Here is a 25,748-nt window from a genome sequence, read left to right on the forward strand (position 1 = left end):
CGGCATCAACGCCGCTGACCCGGGACTTGTGGCTGTGTATCCGAGTTCGCGGATATGCGCTCGATATGGCGGATTGAGCACGCGGTCCGCCCCCCCCGCAGATCGCACGGGGGTCAGCTGCGGATCTGGCGGCCGACAGACCCGTCGTCACCGGCCACCGGCCGGAGCCGAAGACCGTGCGGCCCCCCCTGGGGGATCGGTCGCTCATTTGCCGTGGATGGCGAATCGCAGCGATGATGTGCCGCCACTACGAAGCGGGGAGCGCGCGAGCATGAACATCCAGGTCAAGTACGAGGCCACCACCGAGGACATCGTCGCCTCGGTGATGGCGAACGCGGCCGCCCGGCTCTGGCTCCGGTGGGCCATCGTCGGTCTGTGGTTGCTGGCGGCGGTGGCCTGTGTGGCTGCGGGCAGCGTCTGGTTCGCGATATCGGCGGTCTTCTTCGGGTTCGTGCAGGTGGTGAACATCACCGCAGGCGGCAGGCGGATGGGACTGAAGGTCGCCCAGCGCTACGTCGGGCCGACGGTCGTCAGGCTCACTGACGACGCCCTTCAGCTGAACACCCCGGCCCTGGACCGCAGCATTCCCTGGTCCTCGGTCAACAAGGTGGCGCACAACCCCGTGGCGTGGACGGTCCTGTCGCAGAAGGTGGGTACCGCGCCGCTGTCTGCGACGGTGCTCAAGGCACCGTTCACCGAGGCGGAGCGCGCTGAGTTCGACACGTTCCTGGCACGCCTGCCCAAGGTGAGCCACAAGGGCCAGAGCACGAGTGGGGGCAAGACCTCGGTCGGCGGACGGTAGGGGAAGGTGGGGTTGTCCTCCCTGAACAGCCCGTACGGCCGACAGCCGGGTTAACGAGAACGGCCGACAGCGCGGTGCCCCTGAGGAGTCGCTTCTCAGGGGCACCATGCTGTCAGCGGTCGGCTGGTGCCTGGCGTGCTGCTGATCGGTGATCACCTTCGGTCCGCCGACGACACGGAGCATGTGACGGCCGACGAGAATGACCCGGCCCGGTGGGAAGGTCCGACCGCCTCTACGAAGCCGTCCTCGACATCTGGCGGGCCAGCAGCTGAGGCCGCCACCGGATGGCATGTTCGCGGCCGAAAGATTGCAGGTCAAAGCCCTGGCCACTAGCCGATCAGCGGGTCTGGCATTCCCGCCACGGCGGCCCACCACAGCACCACCAGGCCGCCGGGCAGAGCAGCAGCGCCATGCCCCCCGGCGCTGCCGGCTCTCACGGCCGGGCCCTGCGGACCATCCCCCTGTCTCCCCGGGACCCGGCCGCCTGCTCCCCTCCGGAGCCGGCCGACCAGTTGGGACACCCCTTGTCCCAACACCGTCCCAGCGCGCCCGATATGCCCGATCCGCTGGGGCGCTTCCAGGACACGACACCCGCTCATGGGCGTCGGTGGCGAAGGCAGCGTGGATCCGGCCGACGTCGAGCAGGTGCTCGCGCCCGTGCCGGACCGCCGGCTTCTCCGAGCCCGGCACCAGGACGCCCGGGCGCAGGGCCTCGGGGGAGGTGGCCGTCACGGCGAAGCCCGCCGCGGTGAGATGCCAGGCCTTCGCCCGGCCGGCCTGCGGCAGCGTCACGCACTCAGCCAGGCCCTCGGCCTGGAGCCGAGTCAGCCGCTTCTGGGTCTGCTCGATCCCGTCGGCGCCGCCATGCAGTTGGTGGAGCTGTTCGGCGGTCGCCAGGGTGAAGCGGTGGAGCGTCACCAGGACGTCGTGATCGGTCTCCAGATCCCTGTGCACGAAAGTGCTCCTCCGTTCCATGCGCGGGCTGGACAACAGCCGACGCGAGGGCTGCGGACGGGGCGAGCAGGACGGTTGCGGCACCGGAAGCCGTCCCTGCCGTCCGGCGCGAACTCGATGTGACAGCTGTCGTGGCCGTTGCGCTCAAGTGCCGCCTCGATCCCCGCGAGGTCGAGCCGGATGCCCCCGTGTCGGTCATGGCGGAAGCCTGGACCCGCCCGGGCCGCCGAAAATCCGGGTGCGCTCGGCCAACTCGCACCGCACACTGGGCCGGTCACGCACCGTTGTCGCGAAGGAGCCCCGTGCAGGGAGCAGTCAGCGTCTCGCCCGCCCAGATCCCCGAGCTGCTGCTCGGCCTGGCCACCGTCCGCCCGGTGTTCGTCTGGGGCGCCCCCGGGATCGGGAAGTCCTCCCTGGTCAGGGCGTTCGCCGAGTCGCTCGGCCTGGAGTGCGTGAGCCTGGTCGGCACCCAGCTCGCCCCGGAGGACCTGATCGGCGTCCCGCAGCTCACCCCGGAGGGCCGCTCCCGGTTCTGCCCGCCCGAGCAGATCGCCCGCGACGAGCCGTACTGCCTGTTCCTGGACGAACTCAACGCGGCCTCACCGGACGTCCAGAAGGCCTTCTACTCGCTGATCCTGGACCGCAGGATCGGCTCGTACGAGCTGCCGCCCGGCTCGATCGTGATCGGCGCCGGGAACCGCGCCACCGACGGCGCGCTCGCCCGCCCGATGGCATCCGCGCTGGTCAACCGCATGGTCCACGTCCATCTGCGGGCCAGCGCCGAGGACTGGCTGCGCTGGGCGGCCGGCGCCGGCATCCACCCCTGGATCGTCGACCACCTCACCGACCGGCCCGACCACCTGTGGTCCGCCCCGCCCAAGACCGAGGAGCCGTTCTCCACCCCGCGCGCCTGGCACATGCTCTCCGACGCGCTGCACTCCTTCGGCCCCACCCTGGACGAGGCGACCCTCAAGGTCGTCGCCTACGGGCTGCTCACCGCGCAACACGCGGTCGCCTTCTGCGGCTACGCGAAGATCGTCCGCAACTCCTACGGCCTGGAGGCGATCCTCAAGGGCGACGCCCGCTGGCCGCACCGGCTGGAGGACCGCGACCTGCTCTACTACCTGGCCGACGCCTTCCGCGGCCGGCTCGTCAAGGAACTGCCCGCCCGCAAGGAGCACGCCTCCGGGGCGCAGCGGCAGACCGCCTTCCGGGCCAAGTCGCTGCTGGTGCAGCTGGCCGAGATCTCGGTGGAGGTCGCCCAGACGGTGATCGCCGACGGCCCGGACGGCAACCCGGTGCTGCCCTCCTGGTTCCTGATCGAGGCCGCCCGGGACATGCCCCGCCTGGTCGAGGCCCGCCGGTGAAGCGCGCCCCGACCGATGGGAAGAAGCCGGACCCGGGCGCCGAGGCCTTCGCCGAGGGCCTCCAACTGCTCCGCCGCAACCCGGCCCTCGCCGCCCTGCGCGCCGACATCTGCCGCACCGAGGACTGCACCACCGCCCCGCCGGACGGCTGGGCGGTGGCCGACTCCAACGGCACCCTGCACGTCAACCCGCGTCGCCGGGCCGAACCCGAGGAGTGGGCCTGGGTGCTGGCGCACTGCCTGCTGCACCTCGGCTTCGGCCACCTCCCGGGCGCCCGCGGCACCCGGACCCAGCCCGACGCCCACCAGGCCGCCGCCCGCTGCGCGGTGGTCAACCGCTTCCTCGCCACCTTCCCGGTCGGCCGCGCCCCGGTCGAGCTCCCGCAGGAGTACCCGGGCGGCGACGAGGAGGAACTGGCCGCCCGCTGGCGCCGCGACGGCCTGCCGCCCATCACCGCGGGGAGGGCCGGCACCGCCGAACGCGACCAGCTGCTCGTCGAGTGGCGCGGCCACGGCCAGGCCCGCGAGGACTGGCCGACGGCCTTCGCGGCCGCGCTCACCCGCACCATGTCCGCCGCGATGGACCGGGCCGGCGGCCGGATCGACGCCGAGACCGGCGAACGCCTGCCCGAGCGGCCCTGGAACCGGGCACTCAACTGGTTCGTCTCCTCGTATCCCCTGCTCGGTGGCATCGCGGCGGGCCTCACCGTCGTCGCCGACGCCGAACTCGCCCGCGCCCACGACATCGCCGTCGCCGCCGTCAACGCCGAGGCCGCCGAGATCTACGTCAACCCGCTGCGCCACTACGCCGACGAGGAGTGGCGGTTCATCCTCGGCCACGAGATCCTGCACGCCGCCCTGCGGCACGGCGAGCGCCGCGGCGGACGGGACCCGTTCCTGTTCAACGTCGCAGCCGACTACGTCATCAACGGCTGGCTGCTGGAGATGGGCGTCGGCGAGATGCCCGACGGGCTGCTGCACGACCCGCAGCTGAAGGGCCTGTCGGCCGAGGAGGTGTACGACCGGATCGCCCGCGACCAGCGCCGGATCCGCCGCCTCGCCACCCTGGCCGGGAAGAACCGCCCGGACGTCCTCGGCGAGCCGCTCGGGCCGCCCCGGGACTACGTGGACCTCGACGACTTCTACCGGCGCGGCCTCCAGCAGGGCTTCGAACTGCACCGGCGCGAACGCGGCCTGCTCCCCGCCGGGCTGGTCGAGGAGATCCGCGCCCTCGCCCACCCCCCGCTGCCCTGGGACGCCCGACTGGCCCGCTGGTTCGACGAGTTCGTGCCGAGGCCGGAACCGGTGCGCAGCTACTCCCGTCCCGCCCGCCGACAGTCCGCCACCCCGGACATCCCCCGGGCGGGCCGCCACCACCCCGAGGAGGAGGTGCCGCGCTGCACCTTCGGGGTCGTCCTGGACACCTCGGGCTCGATGGACCGGACACTGCTCGGCAAGGCGCTCGGCGCGATCGCCTCCTACGCGGCCGCCCGGGACGTCCCGGCTGCCCGGGTGGTGCACTGCGACGCCGCCCCGCACGACGCCGGGTACCTCCCGGTCGAAGAGATCGCCGGGCGCCTGCGGGTGCACGGGCGCGGCGGCACCGTCCTCCAGCCGGGCATCGACCTACTGGAACGGGCCGAGGACTTCCCGCCCGGGGCGCCCGTCCTGGTGATCACCGACGGCGAGTGCGACGTACTGCGGCTGCGCCGCGAGCACGCCTTCCTCGTCCCGCGCGGCGCCGCACTGCCGTTCACTCCGCGCGGTCCGGTCTTCCGGATGAGCTGAGCGCACTGGCCCATGAGGTCGGCCGACCGGCTCCAGCGCCCGCCGCGGCCCCGGCCCGGCCGCCCAGGCCTGCCCCGGGACGATCCGAACGGCCATGCCCTGGTGCTGAGTTGAAGGTTCCAGTCCCGCATTCGCCGGGACCCCGGGGGCCGCCCATGACCGACGCCGACCGGGACGGGGAGCAGGCCACCCGAGCCCTTCTCGCGGAATGCGCCGCGGGAGGCTTGGGAGTTCGACGGCCGGACGTTCACCGTCCAGGCCGGCTTCATCCAGGCCCGGTTCCTGCGCGCGACCTGGAACGGGCGGCCTTCCGCTCCGCCGACTTCTTCAAGGCCACCTTCCGGGGCGGGACGTTCGGCGGCAACTACCGCGAGACGTCCAGCACCGGCAGGCGTCCGCGCACGCGCTTGTGGGTGGCGATGCGGGCTGGTGTCAGACCCGAACAGCGCGGACACGGTCGGGTGCGAGGTGCAGCTCGTACGGCAGGCAGCTGACGCAGCGCCCCGGTCAGTACGACGCCGCACGTGGCGCAGACGAAGATCACTCTCTCGGCTTCGACGGCTTCCGTGGCGCTGCGGGCCACCGGCTGCGAAGGCACGGCGGCATGATCGCGTCCTGGCCTTGCTTCAGTCCGACCCTGATGACCGAGTTGTTCCTGCATGCACTGACCGTACCGAGTCGGACGGCCGGGCCCAACGACGCTCCGTCCAGGAAGCCATGCCACAGGTACGGTTCCGAGGCAAGCATGTCGGCGGACGCGGCAGACTCCCCAACGGCGGTCGATGGCCGGCTCTGATCAACATTTCGGGATCGCCCAGCGTAACTGGCCCACGAGTAGGGGTGATCCGCAGATCACTCCTACTGTGCTGGTCGACGGCGGTGTCCTTCCGGGGTGTAGGTGAAGCTTGCGGCGAACGGAGCGTCACCACGGCGGATCGCCAGAAGCAGTGGTTGCTCGCGGGCCGGAGGCCAGGAGGGCGCGGCGTCTGGGTCGGTGCCGTTCCAGAGGTGGAAGAACAGCATGGGAGCGGAGAGGTCCGCGGTTACGTAGCCGAGTGTCTTCCCGTAGTACGGGTTGGTACCGCCGAACAGAACTGACGGCGAGTCGAAGAACGAGGTCACGTCGGCCCACACCCGGTCGTGGGCTGCCCACGGGTCGATCACGGCGAGCATCGAGGCGTACTCGTCCGTGCTCAGCACCCGGTCGGTCCTGAGCCACCCCTGGCGGTGCGCGAACTCCGCGGAGACAGAGGCCACGCTCGCATCGTGATCAGCCAGCAGGAAGCCCCCGAACGCGCCCTTCACACCGGTCGGGGTCCACGCCTCGCGCTGCTCCAGGGGCGCTGCTCGTCGTCCCATGCTTCCTGCCGACGCTCAAGAAACAGGAGATGGTCCAGCATCAGCCGGATGCCGAGCTCCCCGCCCCACATCCCCGGCCGGCGGAGGGCGTCGTTGAGCCGGGCGACGAGATACGTGTGGATCTCGTCCGAGGACGCGAGCATGTCGGCGGCAGGCATACTGCCAAAGCGGTGTGTTGCCCACGTTCTGTCTGAACCTGGTGCGGAGTCTGTCGGTGGGGGAGGTGTTCGCCGCCTACGGTGCGGATCCGGAGCGGGCGCGGATGCTCCCGGGTGCGGAGGCGGACACGCTGTATCCGATGGCGGCCGGTGGTGTGCTGTTGAGGGCGGGACAGCTTGACGGGTGGACCTTCTGCTTCGAGGACCGGGAAGCGGAGGGGGTGAAGCCCGGCGTGCTGGCCCGGCTGTGCGAGCACAGCGAGGTCGTGCACCTGTTCTATGCGGTCGGTATGACCGTGGTCGATACCCCCCCGGCGGCAGCGCACCGCTTGCTGACCTCGGCCAATACCTCGGAACCCTCGACGTTCCACAGAGCACCGAGGAAGCCGAAAGCCTGCGGGACGGCCTGACATTGGGCTGAGCCGTCCGGTGGTGGCCCTGTTGATACGAGCCGAGAGCCCGCGTGGGCCATGGCGTCCGCCTATGATCAGCTCGTGCAGCCGTCCTCCGTCAGCAACGACCTGTTGATCGCGGCATTCCCGGCCGAGCTTGCTGGAGATGCCCGAGCAGCGTTGGCGGTCATGCCTGCTTCCCGTTTCCAGCCAGTTGCCCCGTTCTCGGTCGTTGTCGGGGGCCAGCGGGTCGCCATCCCCGGACGCCTCTACAACGACGAGCCGTCGGCTGATGCGGTGGTGTCGCTGTCGGTGCGCCAACGGCAGCTTCTGCACCGCTTGTACTAGAGCGGGAGGTGGCCGCGTACCGCTTCGACGAACTGGTCGACCAGATCGTCTACTCCCACGAGATCGGCGTCTGCAAGCCTGACCTGCGTGCCTTCGATGTGACCTGTGCCCAGATGGGAGTGCGGCCGCGGGACTGCCTGTTCGTCGATGACGTCGCGGTCAACGTCGAGGCCGCTCAGCAGGCGGGCATGCAGGCGCACTTGTTCGAGGAGAACGCGGGAACCATCGCGCGTATCGCGGACCACCTGAACGGGGCGGCTTCGTTCTCCAGCTGAATGCCGCCCGCTGGGCGACCCGGCACCGGTGGTCAGCCGGCTGTCGTCCGCTCTGCTCGTCGGAGCGAGTCCCAGTCGAGGGACTGTGGGTTGGGATGCTTCTCCCGCCGACCACCCTTCGGACTCACCCGCGACGGCGGGAGCAACGGCTCCACCAGCGCCCACTGCTCATCCGTCAGGTCCGACGGACACCCACCCCCAACACCACTCACTGCGAACTCAACGAGCGCCTCAGCAACGGGACACGGCAGATCTCAAGCACGGTCCGAGAGCGTCCCTCTGCAGTGTGTCGGCCGGGATCGCCTCATGGCGGACTGTGCGGTGGCATTGGTTCGCTTGTAACCAGGGACGGGCTGCGGGAGTGGAGCGCGTGGGTGGGGACGGTCCTGAAGGGCGTGAGCCGCGTTCAGTGGCACGAGTTGCAGCATGCGTACGGACCTGCGACTGCCGTTCCCGGCGCGCTGTCGCGGGTCGCCTGGGGCGATGCGAGGACGAGCGAGGGTGCCCTGAGTGATCTCGGCCTGTGGCTTGCTGAGCTGGCTGTCTTCGATGCGACGGTCGCCGCGGTTCCCTTTCTGTGGGAGCCCGCAGTGTCCGCGGCCGTGACCTGCCGGCCCGGGGTGATCGAGGTGTTGCAGGCAGTCCTCGAACATGGCAATCCTCCCCGGATGGAGGTGCAGCGGGGCGCTCACCGAGCCGTGCTGGGTGGAAGGACGGCAGCGGACCGGCTGACCCGGGACAGCGATCCTCCTGTGCGGGCGGCGGCTCGTGATCTGGTGACGGCGATCGACAACCACCGCTGTGAGACCTGCCGTCCGGGCTGACACCGGCCCGCCTTCCCCAGCGCGCCATGCGCACCGTTCTTCGGCGCACTCCGGTGCGGGGAAGGCGCTGCTCGTCAGCCGGTGGCTGCCTGCTGTTCGGCTCGGGCTCGGGTGCTGGCGAGCCGGTAGGAGTGCCGGAGCGGTATGGCTCCTGGCAGACCCTGTACACCCGGTTTCGTCGGTGGGCGCTGGACGGCACGTTCTCGCGGATGCTGCGGGCGATCCAGGCCGAGAAGGACGCGGCCGGGGACATCGACTGGCCGGTGTCGGTCGACTCCACGATCGTGCGGGCCCACCAGCAGGCCACGGGCGGCAAAGAGGCGCGGCCGACCGGGACGAAGCGGGTGATCAGGCCCTCGGCCGATCCCGTGGCGGACTGAGTACCAAGCTCCACCTGGCCTGCGACGGACGCGGCCGCCCGCTCGGCTTCGTCCTGTCCGGCGGCAACACCAACGACTGCACCCGCCTGGAGCCGGCCCTGGAATCGATCCGCGTCCCCCGGATCGGGCCGGGGCGCCCGCGCGCCCGGCCCGACCATGTCATCGCGGACGACAGGACCCGAGAGTCCTACCAGGCCGCCGTCACCATCGCCTCGATGCTGCTCTGGATCCGACCTTGAAGACGATCTCTAGTACCAGGCAGTGCAGTTGGTCACGCCGGAGAGGTGGTTCAGCGCGCAGGCGCGCATCAGGACCCCTCCGTCGTACCGCGAGGCGGTGTGGGTGTCCGAGCCGGACTGGACCTGCGCGATGTCCAGCCGTTCGAAGGTCTTCCCGCCGTCGTAGGAGCGGTGGGTCCACACCGAGTCGCCGGGGGTGGCGTGCGTGATGCGGCCCCAGGCGCAGCGGGTGCTGGTGCTGTAGCGCAGCTCGATCTGGACGGCGCCGACGGAGGCGGTCCGCGCCGTGATCGGGCTGTCGAAGGTGCACGTCCCCGCCGGCGATGCCGCCGCGGCCGGTGCGGCCGCCGTGGCCGGCGCGGCGGTGGCTGTGGCCGCGGTCGTGCCGGCGAACCCCGTGGCCAGGGCCGCGCTCGCCACCAGCAGAGCGGCGCGCCGGGGAGCGCGGGTGCGGGTGAGAAGTGCTCGCATCAGAGGTGTCCTTCCGTCGGCCCGGGGCTGTGCCCGGGCGTGGATCGAGTCGGCCGCGTCGGCCCGCCGCCTCCGGACGGGCGGCGAGCTCCGCGGTGAGCACCATCCTGGGAGGGCGATCTGGGGCGAACCTGCAGGAGATCTGCAATCCGCTTGGCCACGAGGGGAGTTCGTGCCAGCCTGGGCGGGTGGGTACGGGAGGGGGCGCGGTGGTGGAGTTCCGGTTGCTGGGCGGTGTCGAGGCGGTCGTCGGCGGTCGGCCGATCGGCCTCGGGCACGCCCGGCAGCGGTGCGTGCTGGCCGCCCTGCTGGTCCAGGTCAACCGTCCGCTCCCCGTCGACCGACTCGTCCACCTGGTGTGGGGCGACCGCCCGCCCCGGCGCGCCCGCGACACCCTCTACGGCTACCTGTCCCGCCTGCGCGGCGCCCTCGCCGGGGGCGGCACCGGCCCGACGATCGTCCGCGGACCTGACGGCTACGTGCTGACCGCGGACCCCCTGGACGTCGACCTGTACCGCTTCCGGGAGCTGGTCGACCGGGCGCGCGTCACCGCCGACGACGAACGGGCCGCCGACCTGTTCGAGCAGGCGCTCGGACTGTGGCGCGGCGAGCCGTTCGGCACCCTGGAGTCGCTCTGGCTGGACACGCTGCGTCCGGCCCTGTCGCAGGAGCGGCTCGCCGCCGAACTGGACTGCACCGACGTTGCGTTGCGCCGTGGCCGGCACCGGGAGCAGCTGACCGGGCTGCGGGCGCGGGCCGGGGAGCACCCCCTGGACGAGCGGCTGTGCGGGCAGCTGATGCTCGCCCTGTACCGCTGCGGGCGGGTGGCGGAAGCCCTCGATCACTACCGGTTTGCCCGGGGGCGGCTCGCCGACGACCTGGGCATCGACCCGGGCGCTGCGCTGCGGCGGCTGCACCAGCGGATCCTGGAGGCCGACCCGGAGCTGGCCCCGGACACCCCCGCACCCGGCACCCGCGCTCCCGGGCCGCTGCCCGCCACCCCCAGCCAACTGCCTCTGCCGGTACGACGCCTGGCGGGCCGCGCCCGCGAGCTGGCGGTGCTGGACCGGCACCTCGACGCGAGCGGTCAGGACGGGGCGGCGGTGGCCGTCGCGTCGATCGCCGGCGGCGCGGGCATCGGCAAGACCACGCTCGCGCTGTCCTGGGCCCGGCAGGTGCGCGAGCACTTCCCGGACGGGCAGCTGTACGTGAACCTGCGCGGCTTCGATCCCAGCGGCACGCCGATGCCCCCGGAGGAGGCCGTACGGGGCCTGCTGGAGGGGCTCGGTGTCCCCGCGGAGCGCATCCCGGCCACCGCAGCCGCCCAGAGCGGGCTGTACCGCACCCTGGTCGCGGACCGACGGCTGCTGCTCGTCCTGGACAACGCCCACGACGCCGACCAGGTCAGACCGCTGCTGCCCGGCACCACGAGGTGTCTGGTCATCGTGACCAGCCGGCGGCAGCTGCCCGGCCTGCTCGTCGACGGGTACGTCCGGCAGCTCACCCTTGGCCTGTTGGACGCGGACGGGGCGCGGGAACTGCTGGCGGGCCTGCTCGGCCCGGAGCGCGTCGCCGCCGAGCCGGAGGCGGTGGCCGCCGTGGTCGAGCGGTGCGCCCGGCTCCCGCTGGCCCTGAGCATCGCCGCCGCCCGCGCGGCCACCGCCGCGCACCTGCCGCTGGCCGCCCTCGCCGAGGAGCTCTCACAGGAGCGGCACCGGATCGCGGCGCTGTCCACCGGGGACGGCCGCCACACCGACCTGGCCACGGTCTTCTCCTGGTCCTACCGGGCGCTTTCCCCGGCGTCCGCGCGCCTCTTCCGTCTGCTCGGACTCCACCCCGGCCCCGACGTCGGCGCGCCGGCCGTCGCGGCGATCGCCGGCCTGCCGGAGCCGGGCGTCCGGGCGGCGCTCGCCGAACTGACCGGTGCCAACCTGCTGCACCACCATGCCCCGGGCCGCTACCAGTTCCACGACCTGCTGCGCGTCTACGCCGCCGAACGCGCCCTCGCCGAGGACCCGGAGCGGGACCGGCACGCGGCCCTCGGGCGGGTCCTCGACCACTACCTGCACACCGCCTGCGCGGCCGACCGCCTGCTGGACCCGCACCGCGACCCGATTGCGCTCCGTCCGCCCCGCGCCGCCCCCGAGCGGCTGACCGACCAGCGGGGGGCCCAGGCCTGGTTCGCCGCGCGGTCGACCGTGCTGCTCGACGCCGTCCGGCTGGCCGCGCGGTCTGGTTTCGACGGCCACGCCTGGCAGTTGGCCTGGTCGATGGCCACCTACCTGCAGAGGGTGGGCCACTGGCGGGCCTGGGTGGCCACCGCGCGGACCGCCCTGGAGTCGGCCTGCCGCGCCGGGGATCCGGCGGGGCAGGCGCACAGCCGCCACAGCCTCGGCCTCGCGCTGGCCTGGACCGGCCGGACCGACGAGGCGCGGGCGCAGCTCGACCTGGCGCTGGAGCGGTACGCGGCGCTGGGCGACGACACCGGCCTGGCGCACACCCACCGCACCGTCGCCTTCGCCCTGCAGCGGGCCGGCGACCACCGCGGGGCGCTCGACCACGCCGAGCGGACCTTGGCCCACTACCGGGCGGCCGGGCACCGAGCGGGGCAGGCCAGCGCCCACAACGCGATCGGCTGGTACCGGGCCCAGCTGGGCGACCACGAAGGCGCGCTGACGGACTGCGAACGGGCCCTGGCGCTGTTCCAGGAGGTCGGCAACCGCACCGGCCAGGCCTACACCTGGGACAGCCTGGGCTTCGTCCACCTGGGCTCGGGACGGCCCGGCGAGGCGGTCCGCTGCTACGAGCAGGCCCTCGGCCACTTCCGCTACCTGGGCGACCACTCCGGCACGGCGGACACTCTCACCGCCCTCGCCGAGGCCCGGCAGGCCCTGGGCGACCCGGAGCCGGCTCGGCTGGCCTGCCGGGAGGCCCTCGCCCTCAAGCAGGAACACGGCCTTCCGGGCGTCGACCGGGTGCGCGCCCTCCTCGCCGAACTCTCCGCGCCCGCGCCGCCCCGGTGAGGCGACGGCCGGGGCCAGGGTGAGCGCACCGGAACGATCGAACGGACGTAGGCGTGATTCTCCCCGGCTCCCACCGTTCCCCGACACGGGGTGGTCCTGCGCGCGGTGGTTGACAGTGCAAACGTCGCCTGAGGCTCAGTCGAGTTTCTTGCGCATCTTCACCGAGGTCGTCTCGTAGCCGAGCGACTCGTAAAGGCCACGCGCGCCCGTGTTGAACCCAAAGACGTTGAGACCCAGAGTATGAGCGCCCTGCGCCCGGGCGTATTCCTCCCCGAGGAGCATGGCCATTCGTCCCAGGCCCTGACCACGCTTGTCGGCGTCGATCACGATGTCCCAGATCCACCAGGCGCCGGCGTCGTCGCTCGTGTCCGGTCCGATCCAGAGGTAGCCGACGGTTACCCCGGCATCGTCGACCACGTCGAAGACCACGTGTCCCGGGGTCGGTATCCCGGACGGAAAGAAGTGAGCCATGCTCGCGTCCGCATGCCGGTAGGCGTCCTCGGACGTTTGCCCCGAAGCAACGAGATCCTTGGCGTACTCGGCTCGACTGCGTTCGAGCCAGGCAGAGAAGTGTCGGGCGTCCAGGGGACGGAGGGTTATGGGCACCGGCCCAGCCTCCCACACCGCTGACGCCTGAGCGGTGTGTATCCCTGCTCAGGCGTTACGGCACGTCGCCAACAGGGCGAACGTCGACTGACACGGCACGAGGATGTGCCCGACGCCGCCGCGCAGGGTGCAGGGGTCTGCTCCTACGGTGGTAGTAGGGGCCGCCACCGTGAGCGGCGGGGCCTCGATCCTCCAGTCTGCGCGATTTGCGGGAGGTGCCGGATGTCATCGGACAGCACACTTCTGAGCCGGATAGACCACCTTGTGGTCCTCATGTTGGAAAACCGCTCCTTCGACAACATGCTCGGATTCCTCTACACCGACCAGGGCAACCGCCCGTCCGGCCAGCCCTTCGAAGGCCTGACCGGCGCGGAGTCCAATCCGGACGGGAACGGCGGCAAAGTCACCGTCTTCCCGATCGACCACACCAAACCCGGCGCGTATTTCATGCCCGGCTCCGTCCCCGGAGAGGAGTACCACAGGGTCAACAACCAGCTGTTCGGTGCGCAACAGGTGCCTATCCCCGCCCCCGGCGCGACCAACGAGGGCTTCGTCACCGACTTCGCGCAGATATTCCCGACCAGGAAAGGCAACTCCCCGGGCGTCACCGCGAGTGACATCATGGGCTGCTTCCCCCCGGAAGCGCTGCCCGTGCTGTCCGGACTGGCCCGGGGCTACGCGGTGTGCGACCACTGGTACTGCTCGGTGCCGACCCAGACCCTGCCCAACCGGGGCTTCGCCCTCGCCGGGACCAGCCTGGGCCTGGTGAGCGACAAGGCATGCGAGAACCAGGCGAAGAACGACAGGGTCATGTTCAAGACGGACAGCATCTTCGGCCGACTCAGCGGAAAGGGCATTGGCTGGGTGATCTACGGCTACAACCTTCCGCCGTTGACCAGGGCCAACTTCCCCGACACCCAGCAGGCCGGTGATCAGCACTTCGGCCACTTCATCGACTTCAAGAACGCCGCCACCGAGGGCTCCCTGCCCGCGTTCGCCTTCCTGGAACCCGCCTGGAAGCACGACGGGAACAGCCAACACCCCAACGATGACGTCGCATCGGGCGAGCAGTTCATCCTCGACGTGTACAACGCGCTGCGCACCGGGCCGGACTGGGCCAAGACCTTGTTGGTGATCACCTATGACGAGCACGGCGGCTGCTACGACCACGTGCCGCCGCCCGCCGGCGCGGCATCGCCCGGTCAACAGGCCGGAGAGGCCGGCTTCGACTTCACCAGGTTCGGGGTGCGGGTACCCACGGTGCTGGTTTCCCCGCTCATCGCTCACGGTACCGTCTTCAATGTGCCCGGTGGCAGCGTGCCACTGGATCACACCTCAGTGCTCAAGACGATCCAGCAGCGGTGGGGTGTGGCTCCGCTCACCGCCCGGGACGAAGCGGCCCCTGGTATCGGAGGTGTCCTGACCCTGGACGAACCTCGCGATGACAATCCGCTGGACGGTGTCATCGTCCCCGTCGCCACGGGCGAGAACCCCGCCCGGGCCGTGACCTCCCACCTCGAAGCGGTCTACAACAGCCTTGTCGCCGAGAACGTCCTCCCGCGCGCTTGAGAGCTGTTCGCCTTCGTGGACAGAAGACGACATCCGGGCGTACCTCAAGGAAGCAACAGGTCGTTCGGGTCACCGTCCCGCCCGGGGAGGTGTGCTCGCTCGTCCAGGTCCGTCGTCCGGGTCACCGGGGTTCGGCCGGACGGTCTGGGCCAGTGCCTCGGTGTTGTGCGTGATCTTCGTAGCATCGAGGAACAGACCGCCGAATGCCGCGAGCGCCGCCGCCAGGGCGGCCCCAGCCGCATGGTGAGTGCTGTCGAACACCTCCCACGCGGCGAACACCGCTACTCCCAAGGCCAGTAGAGCCAAGACCACCCACAGCACCACATGAAGCCTCGGAGCCCCCGGCCGCGGGTTGATGACCAGCCCGAGGACCAGAGCGGCGATCGAGCCTGCGACGGTGGACAGATCCGGTGGACTGACCGCCCTGTCACCGGCGCCCACCGTGGTGCTCGCAGCAGTCAACACGAGGAACACCATGAGTCCTACAAAGACAGGTGCCAGGAACAGCAGTTCAGCCGGGACAGACGTCACAGGCGTGGGCTCCCCCGCAACCGCCCCGTCTTCCTCATGAGCAGACACGCTCTCATACCTACAGCACGTCATGCCCGATCACCCCACCTCACCCCTTCGTGGGTGCGCCCGACCTTGACGAACCGGCCGGTCTGCGTGTCGAGCAGGTGGCGGAACAGGGCAGCAGCTCGCTGAACCCGTCCGCGGTCCAGCCGGACTCGACCGTTGTCCGCCGCAGTCGCGCGGATGACTGCTCCGGCTGGTCCGCCCGCACCTCATGCGGAGCTGATCTCCTGGCTCGCCAGTCGGCGCCACCTGAACGGTCAGGGCCTGCTCGACCCCGCCCGGGTCTGGGTGTCTCCCGCCGGAAGGAGAGCCGTGCCCGGCCGGTTGTGGGGGCAGGCGTTCAGCCCGACGGGAGGGCCGGTTGAGCATCGAACCGGAGGTCCCGGACGGCGAACCGGTCGATGCTGCCGACCGTCTGCCCGCGGTGCCGGAGGCCCCGGCCGGCCTGGAGGGTTCCGTTCCCGGAAGAGTGCCACCAGGCGGTCGGCACTGACCCGCCTGAGGGACGGGCGCGTCCGAGAGCGGATGATCTTGGCATGGTCTGGATACAGACGGTACACCCGCGCCCGGTCACCAACCGCGCGCTGACAGACCGATCCGACAGGAGCGCCATGCCACCGACCAAGCGTCGCACGGCCCGCTACGGCTGGGCACCGGACCTGCCCGACGCCCGCGACTTCCTCTACTCCGCACCGCATCTCTCGCTCATCAGCCTGCCGCCCGCAGCGGATCTGCGCGCCCAGTGCCCGCCGGTCTACGACCAGGGCGAGATCGGCAGCTGTACCGCGAACGCCATCGCCGCGGCGTTCGAGTTCGAGCTCATGAGGCAGAGCCTGGAGGCCTTCGTTCCGTCGCGGCTGTTCATCTACTACAACGAACGGGTGATCGAGGGCCATGTCGGAACGGACTCGGGCGCACAGCTGCGTGACGGGATCAAGTCCGTGGCAAGCCTGGGCGTGTGCCCGGAGAACGAGTGGCCTTACGACGCCACGCCCGCACTCTCCGACGGAGGCTCCTTCCCGGAGAACGCACGTGCCGGCCAGAAGCCTTCGGCGAGCTGCTACACGGAGGCCCTCAAGTCCAGGGTGACCGCCTACCAGCGCGTCACCCGGGACCTCAACCAGTTCAAGGCCTGCCTCGCGTCAGGCTTCCCGTTCGTCTTCGGATTCACCGTCTACGCCGACTTCGAGAGCGCTGAGGTCAATAAGACCGGCGTCGCGCAGCTGCCGACGACGGACGAGGAGGTGATCGGCGGACACGCCGTGATGGCCGTGGGCTACGACGACCAGACCGAGCGCTTCATCGTCCGGAACTCCTGGGGGCCCGGCTGGGGCATGGACGGTTACTTCACCATGCCGTACGCCTACCTCACCGAGCAGGGACTCGCCTCGGACTTCTGGACGATCCGCATCGTCACCTGAGTCGATCGTCGCCAGACCCGGCACCGCCTCCGCGGCCCCGATATGCCGGCATCCACGCTCGTCGGGGTCGAGCGTGGATGCCCCAGGCGGCGACACGGTCCTCGCCGGACAGCTCGGCCGTCCTCTTGGAACGTCCGCCGGTAGGTGACTGACGTGCTCCTCGGTGCCGCGCGGCGTTCGACCTCGGCTCACTGAGCCAGGTGTCGCTCCAACGCGGTGAGGAATGCGTCCGGGTTCTCGAGGTGGCAGGCGTGGTCGCCGGGCAGTTCGAGAAGCCGGGTATCGGGCAGCCGTTCGTTGAGGACGGCGACGACCCGCTTGAGCCAGTCGGTGGTCGCGGAGCCGTGGACCAGCAGGACAGGGCACCGGATGTCGGCGAGTTCGGCGACGTCGCGGTCGGGCCGGTCGGCCTGCTCCGAGCTCCAGGACAGAGCCATCCGGTGCGGGACCCAGCGCGGCCAGGCGGGGTGATCGCGGGCCCGGTCCTTCGACGGCACGAGTCCGGCGAGTTCGAGGAACTCGGCCAGGTCGTCCTCGCTCACGTCCTGTCCGGCCAGTGCATGCAGGAACTGGTTCAATCGGGCGACCTCGGGGGCGGACTCGCCGAGGTCGTCGAGGATCCAGTACGCCGCGGGCTCCACGAGCGTCAGCGTCCTCACCCGCTCCGGATACGCCAGGGCGAACTCGATGAGGGCCCGCCCGCCGCCGGACCACCCCGTGAAGTCGGCCGTCTCGACGCCGAGGGCGTCCACCGTCATGAGCAGCGATTCACGCTCGATCGCCGCGGTGTACCCGGCGTCCCCGCGCTCGCCGGCCGAGCCGAGCTCATTGTGGACCGGCTGCACCCTGACGGTCCTCCGTCTCGCCGACAGGGCTTCCGCGAGCGGCGTCCACGACACCCATCCGGTGAGCCCGCCAGGCACCAGGACGACCGGTGGCCCCTCGCCCTTCACCTCGTTGACCAGGACCCTCGGCTTCATCGTCCACCTCCGACGGGTTCACAGCAGATCCCACCAAGGTAAGCGCAAGCCCGACTCGCACAGAGGACGACGACTACGAAAAGTTCGAGGCATCGGACACTCAGACACCTACGGATGCGACGGCAAACGCTCCAGCTGCACGAACACCCACCGTTCACCCGTCTGCCCCGGACACGCTGTGGACCACCCGCTGCCTGGACGCCGCCGTCGCCCCCGACCCGCGCGTGTTCGGCGACGCCGCGCCGCGCCGCCTGGACCGTGCCCCTGCCGGCAGGACCATGGGGCGCGGGGCCCGGGCACATCGCCGCCGAGCACCAGGGCGGCCAGGCCACGGCTGGCGGCCAGGCCACGGCTGGCGGGCAGGCCACCCGATGGCTGCGGGTGGCCTACCCGTTCCCGTGTTCCGGCTCAGCCGGTCAGCGGGCCAGTAGGAACTTGGTGGTCGGCACGCCCCGGACGGTGGCGCAGTCCAGGTTCGAGGTGGTGGCGCTGTAGGTGAAACCGCTCGGGACGCTGCACGCCCACATGCCGCTGACCGGTGTGCGGAGGTGGAAGGTGGTGGACGGGACGCCCTGCGTCAGGCTGCACGTGGTGGACGAGCCGGCGGAGTCGTAGGTGAAGCCCGGGGCGGTTGAGCAGGAGGTGAGGCCGTCGACGGGCGTGCGCAGGTGGTACTGCGGCGAGTTCCAGCTGCCGCCGCCGCTGCACGTCCGGCTGAAGAGGACCCCGTCGTAGACGTAGCCGGACGGGACGGAGCAGGCCCAGGTGCCGTCCAGCCCCGTGGTGGTGGCGGAGGCCGGTGTCGTGGTGGCGGCCCCGGTGAGCAGCAGGGTGAGCGCGGCGAAGGCGGCGAGCAGCGCGGTTCGTATGGTTCGTGCGACGGACATGTTTTCTCCTTCGGTGGAGGAGTGACCGGAAGGTGCACGATGCAGGGGGCAGTGATCGCGGGTGAGCGTTCACAGCCGTCGACGGTTCTAACACGCACGACGGGCCGTCACCCCGCCGCTCCGTCCCGGATGATCACTCCGGTGCCCGCCGTCCGCGCGCCCCGCGCGGATCCTCCGGCCCGTCTCAGCTGATCGGCCCCCTGGGGTCCTCCCGCGCCTGGCGCAGCCACTGCGCGTGCTCGACCTCCGACAAGTGCGCTCAAGTGCGACCCGGGCACCGACAAGCTCTGGACGTCCCCGGGGCCACATCACCGTGTCGGACCAGACGTAAGGTTGATGACGGACCATCCGCCGGTGGGGCAGATCGGGGTCGCGGCCTCGCCCACGAAGTGCGCGAGGAAAGGGCAACCCGGGTGGTGGAGCCCTGGTACGGGCACCAGCTCTCGATTCGGCCGGGCCGCCACCGGCCGTCGAGGCGGATCTGCACCCACTGCCAGCGTGCGGCGCGGTATCCGAAGACCGGCCGGGGCTGGATCCCCCGTGGTATCGGCCTGGTCGTGGTCGTCGTCCTGGCGGTCGTGGTCGGGATGCGCTCTCACGTCGCGTGTCAGCGCGCCATGTCCGGAGTCACGTCCATCCGATGGACCCGATCGGTCGGTCTCCGCGCAGGCCCGGCGGGTCGTGATCCGCAGCAAGGTCGGTGAGGTAAGCAGGAGGACATAAGTGACGAAACATCACTTATGTGGATCGATCAATCCTCACCAGGAGACACACAATGCGCCGTTTCAAGGTACTGGGGCCGGTCGCGGGGACCGCCCTGGCCGCTGTCCTCGCCTGCGCGCCACTCACATATGCTTCCGCCCCGGCCCCCAACACCCTCGGTGGCGATGACAAGGGCAAGGTCATCAAGCTCGTCGCCCTCCTGCGGCAGTCGGCCTCCATCCCGGTGAACGGGCCGGGGCTGAGCCTCGGTGACCGGCAAGTCGGCAACGACGAGCTCTTCCAGAACGGCCAAAGGGTCGGCAGTGACGGCTTCGTGTGCACGGTCACCAGCCTTTCACCGGACGAGCGAGAGTGCGAGATCACCCTCCACCTGCCCAAGGGCGACATCGCCATCCAGGGGCTCGCCCCAGTGATCCAGAGCTTCCCCACCGAGTTCACGCTCGCGATCACCGGCGGCACCGGCACCTACAGGAACGCCCGCGGTTTCGTGACCGGCACCAATGTCAACTCCACGGAGACGGACCTCACGCTTCACCTCACCTAATGCCGCATCAGGCAGCGTTGGCCCTGTCGACGACTTCGTGTAGCCGCTGGTCGGCGGCAGTGGCGTCTCGCGTGGCGTCAAGCCCGGCCAAGGACGCTTGAATCAAGGCTGGTGGGGTGGGGGGGGGGGGGGGGGCCCACCACCCCCCCCCAAAGGGTTTGGGCGGGTTATTAGGGGGGGGGGGCCCCGGCGGCCAAGGGGGTGGGGGGGGCGGGGGGGGGGGGGGGGGGGGGGGGCCCCCCCCGCCCCCCCCCCCCCCCCCTTGCGGGGGGGGGGGGGGGGGGGGGGCCCCCCCCCCCCCCCACCCCACCCTTTCGGTTTCGGCCGGTTCAGTCGTGGCGGCGCCGACGTCGGCCAAGGGCGATGGTGAGGCCGCCGAGGATCAGCAGGGCGCCGCTGATCACTCCTGTGGTGAGCACGGTGGCGCCCGTGCTGGCGAGGACGCCCGATGCCTGCGAGGGGGCTGAAGTTGCCGGGGCCTGCGTGTCAGGCGACGTCCACGGGGTGGAGGGGGTCGACGAGCCCTCCGGGGTCGACGGACCGGGGCCGGGAATGCCGGGCGTCTGGCCGCCGTCGGTGGGCGTCGGCGTGGGCGACGGGGTGCTTCCGGTCGGGACCGTGTGGTCGGTCGTGCAGCTCTTCTCGGTGTCGCAGGTGCCGCGCTTGTCGTCCGGCGTGGTGACGGCGTTGTGCAGCTGGCGGTCGCCGTTGCCGTTGACGGTCACGGACTACGTGATCGTCGCGCTGCCGCCCACCGGCAGGTCGCCGGTCCACCTCAGCTTCCCGTCCCTGACCTCGGCGGTGCCGGAGGTGGCCTTGACGTCGCCGTTGTAGGCGGCGTCGTCCAGTACCTTCGACAGGTCGTCGGTCACGGTCGCGCCCTTGGCCTCGTCCGCGCCCTTCTGGGCGACGGTGGCGCTGTAGGTCACTTTGTCACCCGTCTTCACGGTCGAACCCGACGTGGGGTCGGAGGTCTCGGAGAAGACGTAGGAGCCGGTCGACAGCGGGTCCACATAGGTGTACGGCCGGCCGGTGCTGGCGCCGGCCGGGGTGGTCACGGTGACGTCGACGGCGCCTGGGGCGCTCCCAGCGGGGGCGGTGGCGGTGATCTGGCTGTCGCTGTCGACGGTGAACGCGGTGGCGGGCACGGCGCCGAAGCTTACTGCGGTCGCCCCCGTCAGGTGGCTGCCCGTGAGGGTCACCGTGGTGCCACCGGCCAGCGGGCCGTGGTCGGGCGCGAGGCCGGCCACCACCGGAGCCGGAGTGTCGTACGTGTACTTCCCGGTGCTGCTGGAGCTCGCGGTGTCAGTGACGATCATCTCGGGGCGCTTGCCGCCGTCCAGTCCGTCCACGATACGACCCACCGGCTCGACTGGTCCGACTGGCGGCGCCGCCATCAAGCCCGAGCCCGCGCCGGCCATTACCGCCGACAGGACGCCGGTGGCTGAGCACGGCTGCCACCGCCACCGTTTTCGACCGATGTGCGATTGCGGTTGCCGGATCGCTGCTACCTGGGGGACATGACCTCGTAGAGGTTCCCGGCGTCATCGGTGAAGTACAGGCCACGAGCGCACAACGGGTGGTCGATCCGGCCGTTGTCGGGCTCGCTGGGATCGTTTCCATAGGGCACCCCGGCGGCGCGGAGCCGGGCGAGGATCCCGTCGAAGGACGACGGGTCCACGTCGAAGGCCAGGTGATGGCCGACCGGATTCTCCACGGACATGAAGTCCAGCGTCAGAGAGCCGTTGACCCGCACCGGCGCGAAATGCCGGTCTGTACCTCGATAGTCCAGCCCCATGATGGAGGAGAAGAAGCGTGCTGCCGCCTCGTTGTCGACGGCTGGAACGATGGTGTGGTTCAGCGTGATGGACATGCTCCGCCTCTCACATCTCGACTGGCTGGGACAGGACGCCGTGCAGGAAGACGTCGACGAGGTCGCGCACTCCCAATTGCAGTGATGGATCCGCTGACTCTCCTCCTGCTGACGGCCTGCCGGCCCCGACGAACAGGAGACCCAGGAAGATCAACGCTGCCTGCTCGGGCGCCAACCGCAGCGATCCCCGTTCAGGGCCGAAGAGTTCGGCCAGTGCCTCTCGCACGGGCAGAGAACCGGCCGCACGGTCAGGCGGGGACTCTGAGCTGCCGGGACGGCCACTTCGCCCCCGCCCGCCCGTCGCATGAAGCGCCCCGACCAGCGCGCCGACCCGGTCCAAGTGGGCGTGCAGCGCCGAGGCAGCTTCGGTCAGCCGGTCGGCGAGCGGCTGGTCCATGGAGACCAGGGCGAGTTCGTCGAGGGCGTGGGCCGGGCTGAGCGCCTCGGTCACGCACGCGTCCAGGAGTTCCTCCTTGTCCGCGAAGACGCGGAAGATCGTGCCCTCCCCGATGCCTGCGGCCCGAGCGACCTGGCGTGTCGTCACCGCACTGCCGTGTTCGATCACGAGGGGAAGTGCAGCCCGAACGATCATCTCCCTGCGGCTGTCGGCGTCCATCGCTGGTGCTCTTCGCCGACTGGGTGTGGTCGTCATGGACGCAAGTATCGGAGTGAGCGCTCACTCTGGTCAAGGGGGTGGAGATGCGGAGCGTGAGCTCCCATCAGCCGCACCAACCCGACACGCGAAGATCTCCCACCTGCATCTGCGCGCCACCGCAGGCGTCCTCGGCGCCCTGCGTCTCGTCGCCTGCGCCACCCGCGCGCCGGCATCCCAGGAGGCCTGACTCACGAAGGCGTCCGGCGTCGCCGACACCTCGGTCGTCATACCGGAAGGACTCTGGACGGACACCAAGCCGTACCAGGACGGACAAGGTGTCGGTCGACCACCTCGACGGCGAACGGGGTGCCCGCGGACTGGTCCGGGTCAACCTGACCGGGACACAGGTGGTGACCTACATGAAGTACCTCGATGGCAAAGCCCAGCCCGATAGTGGAGCCGACTACCCGAACAAGCAGTCCTCTGCGCGGGTCTACGATGCGATCGGCGGCGCGCTGGACACCATCAAGCCCGCCCGCAGCACGGGCGATCCCGCCCTCGAGGTGCTGATCGACGACACCCTGGCCACCGCCGCCCCGTAGCTGGCCGGCCCCTCCCGCTTCTCCCGTCTGCGCGGCCAACTCGTCGGACGTGGCTGGATGGAGAAGATCGACGACACGGGCATTCGGTCGCCGCTCGAAGGTCGTTCGGCTGCGCCCCGCCGGCTGAGCGGCCCAGGCGACAAGCCGACGAACTGCGGCGGCGCGGGTCAGTGGTGGTGGCCGTTGCGCGGTGCGGGGATGTGGGGCAGGACGTTCCACAGGGGCTGGTCACCGGCGGCCCAGCGGGCGAGGGTGGTGCGGTCGACGAGGAGGACGCCCTGGTCGGCGCCCCAACGGTGGGCGTCGCGGGAGAAGCGGCCGTTGGTGACGACGACGGCGATGTGGGCGTGGTGGGAGCGCTGGTAGGTGCCGGCGAGCGCGTACAGGACTCCGACGCCCACCGGCTTGCCGCCGAGCGGGTCCTGCTTGTGCTTGCACTGCACGGCCCAGCGCCGGCCCATCGGGTCCTCGGCGATCACGTCCACGCTCTGGTCGTTGGCCCTCCCGACCTTGCGCGCGCGGCAGCCGTCGCGCTCCAGCAGGTCGCGCACCGCGTACTCGAACGCGTCCGGCTTCATGTGGTCGATCCCGCCGGGGCCGCTCAGGGCCAGGCGCAGCTGGGCGGCGCGCAGCCGGTGTTCGCGGGCCGCCAGCGCGCGGGTCCGTAGGGCGGCCGTGACGACGGCGCCGGCGGCCAGGGCGCAGACGACGAGGACCCACCAGTTCGCGGCCAGCCACCTCAGCGCGGCAGCTGCCGCACTGAGGACCAGGAGCGCGACCAGGGCGTAGGCGATCCAGGTGGCGTCGTCGCGCCGCGCGGGACGGCGTGAGCGCGGACGCCGTGCGGGAGGCCGGCGCCTAGCCATGCACTGCTCCGGGCCTCTTCACGTCGGTGTCCTTCCTTCGAGGGCTGTTGCCGCGGGCGAGGTTCGGGTGGGTTCGAGCGGCCGCCGGCCCCGGGTGCGCGAGTGCGGCAGGGTGTCGGTGGTGTCAGTGGGTGGCTTCGACGGCGACGCCGACGAGCTGAAGGACGGCGTGGCCCCAGGAGGTGGCGGCGATCAGGACGCCGAAGGTGACGGCCGTGAAGACGGTGAGCGCCTCGTCGGCGCGGCTGCGGGCCTCGGTGCGGCGGCGGAGCCGGAGGATGATGATGATCGCGAGGAACGCCGTTGCGCTGATCGTGTACTGCACTGTCCACCCCGACCCGACATTTGACTCTGTGTGATGCTCCGGCCACCAGGAGCCTGCTGCATTCGGGTGAGCATGCCAGAGTCGCTCCCCTCCCGGGGTCGGTTTGGGGAAATCAGGCGGGCGCGAACGGCCCCGCCCGGAGCGGGCGGCGGCACCCCCTGCCGCCGCCCGACACACCGGCGGGCGCAAGCCTGAAACGTCCGGTACGGCACCAGAAGCCCTTCGGCTGCTCAAGCTCATGTTCCACTGTGGAACCGAACGAGGCGGGGTCCAGTCCAAGTTGCGCGCAGCCGGACAGCCCTTGGTGCCGGCCACTCGCCACAGAGCGCACGTCTCACGACTGGGGTCATGACCCCGTCAATGCTTCGCAAACTTGCCATCAGCCATGGCCATGTGTCGCGGGTGGCTGTGACAGGCCGTTGTGCACCTCCCCAGCACGGGCGGCGCCGGCCGGGACGGCGGCCGGCAGGCGCGGGAAGGATCGCCGGCGCCGCTTCCGCGCCCGTCGCGTGCCACGACCTGAGGCCGTATCGGATGCATGCCGGTCGTGCACGCCCGCGGCAGGGGTTCCGGACGGGTCTCGACGGCCGGGATGGCCTGCTGCGGGGCGGGCCATCGCCCGCGCACGATCAGCGGATGTGACATCAGCCACACCCGTTCTGTCGAGTACCGGTCGGCTGTCGTTCGCAACACCCAAACCTTCAGGTCGAATTCGCAACTCGAAGTCCCGAACGAACCCGGGGCCGTTCAAAACGATCTGGCTACCGACGGAGCATTGGGCCTAGTCTGCCCGCCATGTCTCAGAACACGAACACTCCCGGTCTCCCCGGGCAGCCGGCCGCTCCGGTCGGCGACTCCGCCAGGGTGCAGCACCAGGTGCGCCAGCAGGCGGGCGTCGGACCGGTCTTCGGTGGCGGCGGCACCCTCTTCTCTGAGCCGGTCCTGGTGGTGAACCAGAAGGCCAAGCTGATCGAGCTGACCAACGAGTACGCGGTCTTCGACCAGCAGGGTGCCACGCTGGGCTCGGTGGTCCAGGTCGGCCAGAGCGGTCTGCGCAAGGTGATACGGCTGCTCTTCTCCATCGACCAGTACCTGACCCACAAACTGGAGATCCGTGACGCGCAGGGCACCCCGGTGCTGCTGCTGACCCGCCCGGCAAAGCTCATCAAGTCGCGGGTGATCGTGCAGCGCCCGAACGGCCAGGAGGTCGGCCAGATCATTCAGCAGAACGCCATCGGGAAGATCAATTTCGCGCTGGAGGTCGGCGGTCAGAAGATCGGCGCCATCAAGGCCGAGAACTGGCGAGCCTGGAACTTCTCCATCGTCGACGAGACGGACACCGAGGTCGCCCGGATCACCAAGACCTGGGAAGGCCTGGCGAAGACGATGTTCACCACGGCCGACAACTACGTGCTCCAGATCCACCGCCCGCTCACCGACCCGCTGCTCAGCCTTGTCGTGGCGACCGCGCTGACCGTGGACACCGCGCTGAAGCAGGACGCCCGCGGCCTCGGATAGCCGCGACCTGTACGTTGTTCGGAGCCCCGCCCCGACCAGGCGGCTTTCAGGGGGTGGGGCTCCCCCGGGGAGAACCCCGATCCGGCGAGTGCGGCCCGGGCCCGGTCGGCCTCGTCCTGCGCCTGTCGATGGGCCGACCTGGCGCCGCTCGGCTCCTCCTCGGCGCTGGCAGCCCGTCCGGCGGCCTCCCGCTCGGCTCCTCCTCGGCGCTGGCAGCCCGTCCGGCGGCCTCCCGCTCGGCTCCTCCTCGGCGCTGGCAGCCCGTCCGGCGGCCTCCCGCTCGG

General features: G+C 70.9%; 26 protein-coding genes and 3 pseudogenes. 15 read left to right on the forward strand and 14 right to left on the reverse strand.

What is annotated here, in order from left to right:
- The first annotated feature begins 271 nt into the window (after positions 1-271).
- The 4 genes from ACIRRH_RS36730 (at position 272) to ACIRRH_RS36745 (ending at position 4,910) form a co-directional block, all read left to right on the forward strand.
- Positions 272-802, forward strand: a complete 531-nt coding sequence (locus ACIRRH_RS36730; RefSeq protein ID WP_403076309.1) for a hypothetical protein — start codon at positions 272-274, stop codon at positions 800-802.
- Positions 803-1,399: 597 nt separating this feature from the next.
- Positions 1,400-1,879, forward strand: coding sequence for a hypothetical protein (locus ACIRRH_RS36735; protein WP_403076310.1), 480 nt, complete (start codon positions 1,400-1,402; stop codon positions 1,877-1,879).
- A 179-nt stretch (positions 1,880-2,058) separates the two neighbouring features.
- Positions 2,059-3,123 carry an ATP-binding protein gene (locus tag ACIRRH_RS36740; protein WP_403076313.1) on the forward strand — a complete coding sequence of 355 codons (1,065 nt, stop codon included), beginning with the start codon at positions 2,059-2,061 and terminating at the stop codon, positions 3,121-3,123.
- Positions 3,120-4,910: a hypothetical protein gene (locus tag ACIRRH_RS36745; RefSeq protein ID WP_403076315.1), complete on the forward strand. Its 1,791-nt coding sequence runs from the start codon at positions 3,120-3,122 to the stop codon at positions 4,908-4,910. The genes ACIRRH_RS36740 and ACIRRH_RS36745 overlap by 4 nt, the downstream gene beginning before the upstream one ends.
- Before the next feature lie 858 nt (positions 4,911-5,768).
- On the opposite strand, the gene ACIRRH_RS36750 is transcribed toward ACIRRH_RS36745, so the two are convergent.
- Both ACIRRH_RS36750 and ACIRRH_RS36755 read right to left on the reverse strand, forming a co-directional pair.
- Complete coding sequence (locus tag ACIRRH_RS36750; protein ID WP_403076317.1) at positions 5,769-6,167, reverse strand: hypothetical protein; 399 nt, start codon at positions 6,165-6,167, stop codon at positions 5,769-5,771.
- A gap of 44 nt (positions 6,168-6,211) precedes the next feature.
- Positions 6,212-6,427, reverse strand: coding sequence for a hypothetical protein (locus ACIRRH_RS36755; RefSeq protein ID WP_403076319.1), 216 nt, complete (start codon positions 6,425-6,427; stop codon positions 6,212-6,214).
- Positions 6,428-6,483: 56 nt separating this feature from the next.
- On the opposite strand from ACIRRH_RS36755, the gene ACIRRH_RS36760 reads away from it, so the two are divergent.
- The 3 genes and pseudogenes from ACIRRH_RS36760 to ACIRRH_RS36770 all read left to right on the forward strand — a co-directional run.
- The gene (locus ACIRRH_RS36760) at positions 6,484-6,837 is read left to right on the forward strand and encodes a hypothetical protein (RefSeq protein WP_403076321.1); all 354 of its coding nucleotides are present in this window, start codon (positions 6,484-6,486) and stop codon (positions 6,835-6,837) included.
- Positions 6,838-6,921: 84 nt separating this feature from the next.
- Positions 6,922-7,167: a hypothetical protein gene (locus tag ACIRRH_RS36765; protein WP_403076323.1), complete on the forward strand. Its 246-nt coding sequence runs from the start codon at positions 6,922-6,924 to the stop codon at positions 7,165-7,167.
- Positions 7,167-7,442: pseudogene (locus ACIRRH_RS36770) on the forward strand (HAD-IA family hydrolase); the annotation flags it as partial. The gene ACIRRH_RS36765 and the pseudogene ACIRRH_RS36770, both read left to right, overlap by 1 nt.
- Before the next feature lie 92 nt (positions 7,443-7,534).
- On the opposite strand, the pseudogene ACIRRH_RS36775 reads toward ACIRRH_RS36770, so the two are convergent.
- Positions 7,535-7,654, reverse strand: a pseudogene (locus tag ACIRRH_RS36775) (transposase); the annotation flags it as partial.
- A 162-nt stretch (positions 7,655-7,816) separates the two neighbouring features.
- On the opposite strand from ACIRRH_RS36775, the gene ACIRRH_RS36780 reads away from it, so the two are divergent.
- Together ACIRRH_RS36780 and ACIRRH_RS36785 are read left to right on the forward strand one after the other, a co-directional pair.
- Positions 7,817-8,266 (forward strand): hypothetical protein, encoded by a 450-nt coding sequence (locus ACIRRH_RS36780; protein WP_403076326.1) that lies wholly within the window; start codon positions 7,817-7,819, stop codon positions 8,264-8,266.
- Between the two features lie 131 nt (positions 8,267-8,397).
- Positions 8,398-8,816: pseudogene (locus ACIRRH_RS36785) on the forward strand (IS5 family transposase); the annotation flags it as partial.
- 78 nt (positions 8,817-8,894) lie between these two features.
- Here ACIRRH_RS36785 and ACIRRH_RS36790 read toward each other — a convergent pair.
- A complete protein-coding gene (locus ACIRRH_RS36790) occupies positions 8,895-9,356 on the reverse strand; it encodes a DUF2690 domain-containing protein (protein WP_403076328.1) in 462 nt (153 codons plus the stop codon).
- 188 nt (positions 9,357-9,544) lie between these two features.
- On the opposite strand from ACIRRH_RS36790, the gene ACIRRH_RS36795 reads away from it, so the two are divergent.
- Entirely contained in the window at positions 9,545-12,379 is a 2,835-nt protein-coding gene (locus ACIRRH_RS36795; protein WP_403076331.1) for a BTAD domain-containing putative transcriptional regulator, read from the forward strand.
- A 135-nt stretch (positions 12,380-12,514) separates the two neighbouring features.
- Here the strand turns inward: ACIRRH_RS36795 and ACIRRH_RS36800 are convergent, their stop codons facing one another.
- Positions 12,515-12,985, reverse strand: coding sequence for a GNAT family N-acetyltransferase (locus tag ACIRRH_RS36800; protein WP_403076334.1), 471 nt, complete (start codon positions 12,983-12,985; stop codon positions 12,515-12,517).
- Positions 12,986-13,090: 105 nt separating this feature from the next.
- Here ACIRRH_RS36800 and ACIRRH_RS36805 point away from each other — a divergent pair, with 105 nt between their 5' ends.
- Entirely contained in the window at positions 13,091-14,554 is a 1,464-nt protein-coding gene (locus tag ACIRRH_RS36805) for an alkaline phosphatase family protein (protein ID WP_403076337.1), read from the forward strand.
- Positions 14,555-14,623: 69 nt separating this feature from the next.
- Here the strand turns inward: ACIRRH_RS36805 and ACIRRH_RS36810 are convergent, their stop codons facing one another.
- On the reverse strand, positions 14,624-15,031 hold the full coding sequence (locus ACIRRH_RS36810) for a hypothetical protein (protein ID WP_403076340.1): 408 nt from the start codon (positions 15,029-15,031) through the stop codon (positions 14,624-14,626).
- A gap of 710 nt (positions 15,032-15,741) precedes the next feature.
- Here ACIRRH_RS36810 and ACIRRH_RS36815 point away from each other — a divergent pair.
- Complete coding sequence (locus tag ACIRRH_RS36815) at positions 15,742-16,551, forward strand: C1 family peptidase (protein ID WP_403076343.1); 810 nt, start codon at positions 15,742-15,744, stop codon at positions 16,549-16,551.
- A gap of 188 nt (positions 16,552-16,739) precedes the next feature.
- On the opposite strand, the gene ACIRRH_RS36820 is transcribed toward ACIRRH_RS36815, so the two are convergent.
- A complete protein-coding gene (locus ACIRRH_RS36820; RefSeq protein WP_403076344.1) occupies positions 16,740-17,531 on the reverse strand; it encodes an alpha/beta fold hydrolase in 792 nt (263 codons plus the stop codon).
- A gap of 416 nt (positions 17,532-17,947) precedes the next feature.
- Positions 17,948-18,418: a hypothetical protein gene (locus tag ACIRRH_RS36825; RefSeq protein WP_403076346.1), complete on the reverse strand. Its 471-nt coding sequence runs from the start codon at positions 18,416-18,418 to the stop codon at positions 17,948-17,950.
- A 775-nt stretch (positions 18,419-19,193) separates the two neighbouring features.
- On the opposite strand from ACIRRH_RS36825, the gene ACIRRH_RS36830 reads away from it, so the two are divergent.
- Positions 19,194-19,685: a hypothetical protein gene (locus ACIRRH_RS36830; RefSeq protein ID WP_403076347.1), complete on the forward strand. Its 492-nt coding sequence runs from the start codon at positions 19,194-19,196 to the stop codon at positions 19,683-19,685.
- Between the two features lie 329 nt (positions 19,686-20,014).
- Here ACIRRH_RS36830 and ACIRRH_RS36835 read toward each other — a convergent pair whose 3' ends face one another.
- The 4 genes from ACIRRH_RS36835 to ACIRRH_RS36850 form a co-directional block, all read right to left on the reverse strand.
- On the reverse strand, positions 20,015-20,410 hold the full coding sequence (locus ACIRRH_RS36835; protein ID WP_403076349.1) for an LPXTG cell wall anchor domain-containing protein: 396 nt from the start codon (positions 20,408-20,410) through the stop codon (positions 20,015-20,017).
- Positions 20,411-20,413: 3 nt separating this feature from the next.
- Entirely contained in the window at positions 20,414-21,049 is a 636-nt protein-coding gene (locus ACIRRH_RS36840; RefSeq protein WP_403076351.1) for an IPT/TIG domain-containing protein, read from the reverse strand.
- 143 nt (positions 21,050-21,192) lie between these two features.
- The gene (locus ACIRRH_RS36845) at positions 21,193-21,558 is read right to left on the reverse strand and encodes a VOC family protein (RefSeq protein ID WP_403076353.1); all 366 of its coding nucleotides are present in this window, start codon (positions 21,556-21,558) and stop codon (positions 21,193-21,195) included.
- A 10-nt stretch (positions 21,559-21,568) separates the two neighbouring features.
- Positions 21,569-22,174, reverse strand: a complete 606-nt coding sequence (locus ACIRRH_RS36850; RefSeq protein WP_403076355.1) for a TetR/AcrR family transcriptional regulator — start codon at positions 22,172-22,174, stop codon at positions 21,569-21,571.
- 314 nt (positions 22,175-22,488) lie between these two features.
- On the opposite strand from ACIRRH_RS36850, the gene ACIRRH_RS36855 reads away from it, so the two are divergent.
- Positions 22,489-22,755 (forward strand): hypothetical protein, encoded by a 267-nt coding sequence (locus ACIRRH_RS36855; protein WP_403076358.1) that lies wholly within the window; start codon positions 22,489-22,491, stop codon positions 22,753-22,755.
- A gap of 167 nt (positions 22,756-22,922) precedes the next feature.
- Here ACIRRH_RS36855 and ACIRRH_RS36860 read toward each other — a convergent pair whose 3' ends face one another.
- Positions 22,923-23,621: a restriction endonuclease gene (locus ACIRRH_RS36860; RefSeq protein WP_403076361.1), complete on the reverse strand. Its 699-nt coding sequence runs from the start codon at positions 23,619-23,621 to the stop codon at positions 22,923-22,925.
- A gap of 124 nt (positions 23,622-23,745) precedes the next feature.
- Positions 23,746-23,946, reverse strand: coding sequence for a hypothetical protein (locus ACIRRH_RS36865; RefSeq protein WP_403076364.1), 201 nt, complete (start codon positions 23,944-23,946; stop codon positions 23,746-23,748).
- A gap of 795 nt (positions 23,947-24,741) precedes the next feature.
- Here ACIRRH_RS36865 and ACIRRH_RS36870 point away from each other — a divergent pair.
- Positions 24,742-25,464: an LURP-one-related/scramblase family protein gene (locus ACIRRH_RS36870; RefSeq protein ID WP_403076367.1), complete on the forward strand. Its 723-nt coding sequence runs from the start codon at positions 24,742-24,744 to the stop codon at positions 25,462-25,464.
- Positions 25,465-25,748: the final 284 nt, after the last annotated feature.

This window comes from Kitasatospora sp. NPDC101235 (genome assembly GCF_044767505.1).
In the GTDB taxonomy this organism is placed as follows: Bacteria; Actinomycetota; Actinomycetes; order Streptomycetales; family Streptomycetaceae; genus Kitasatospora.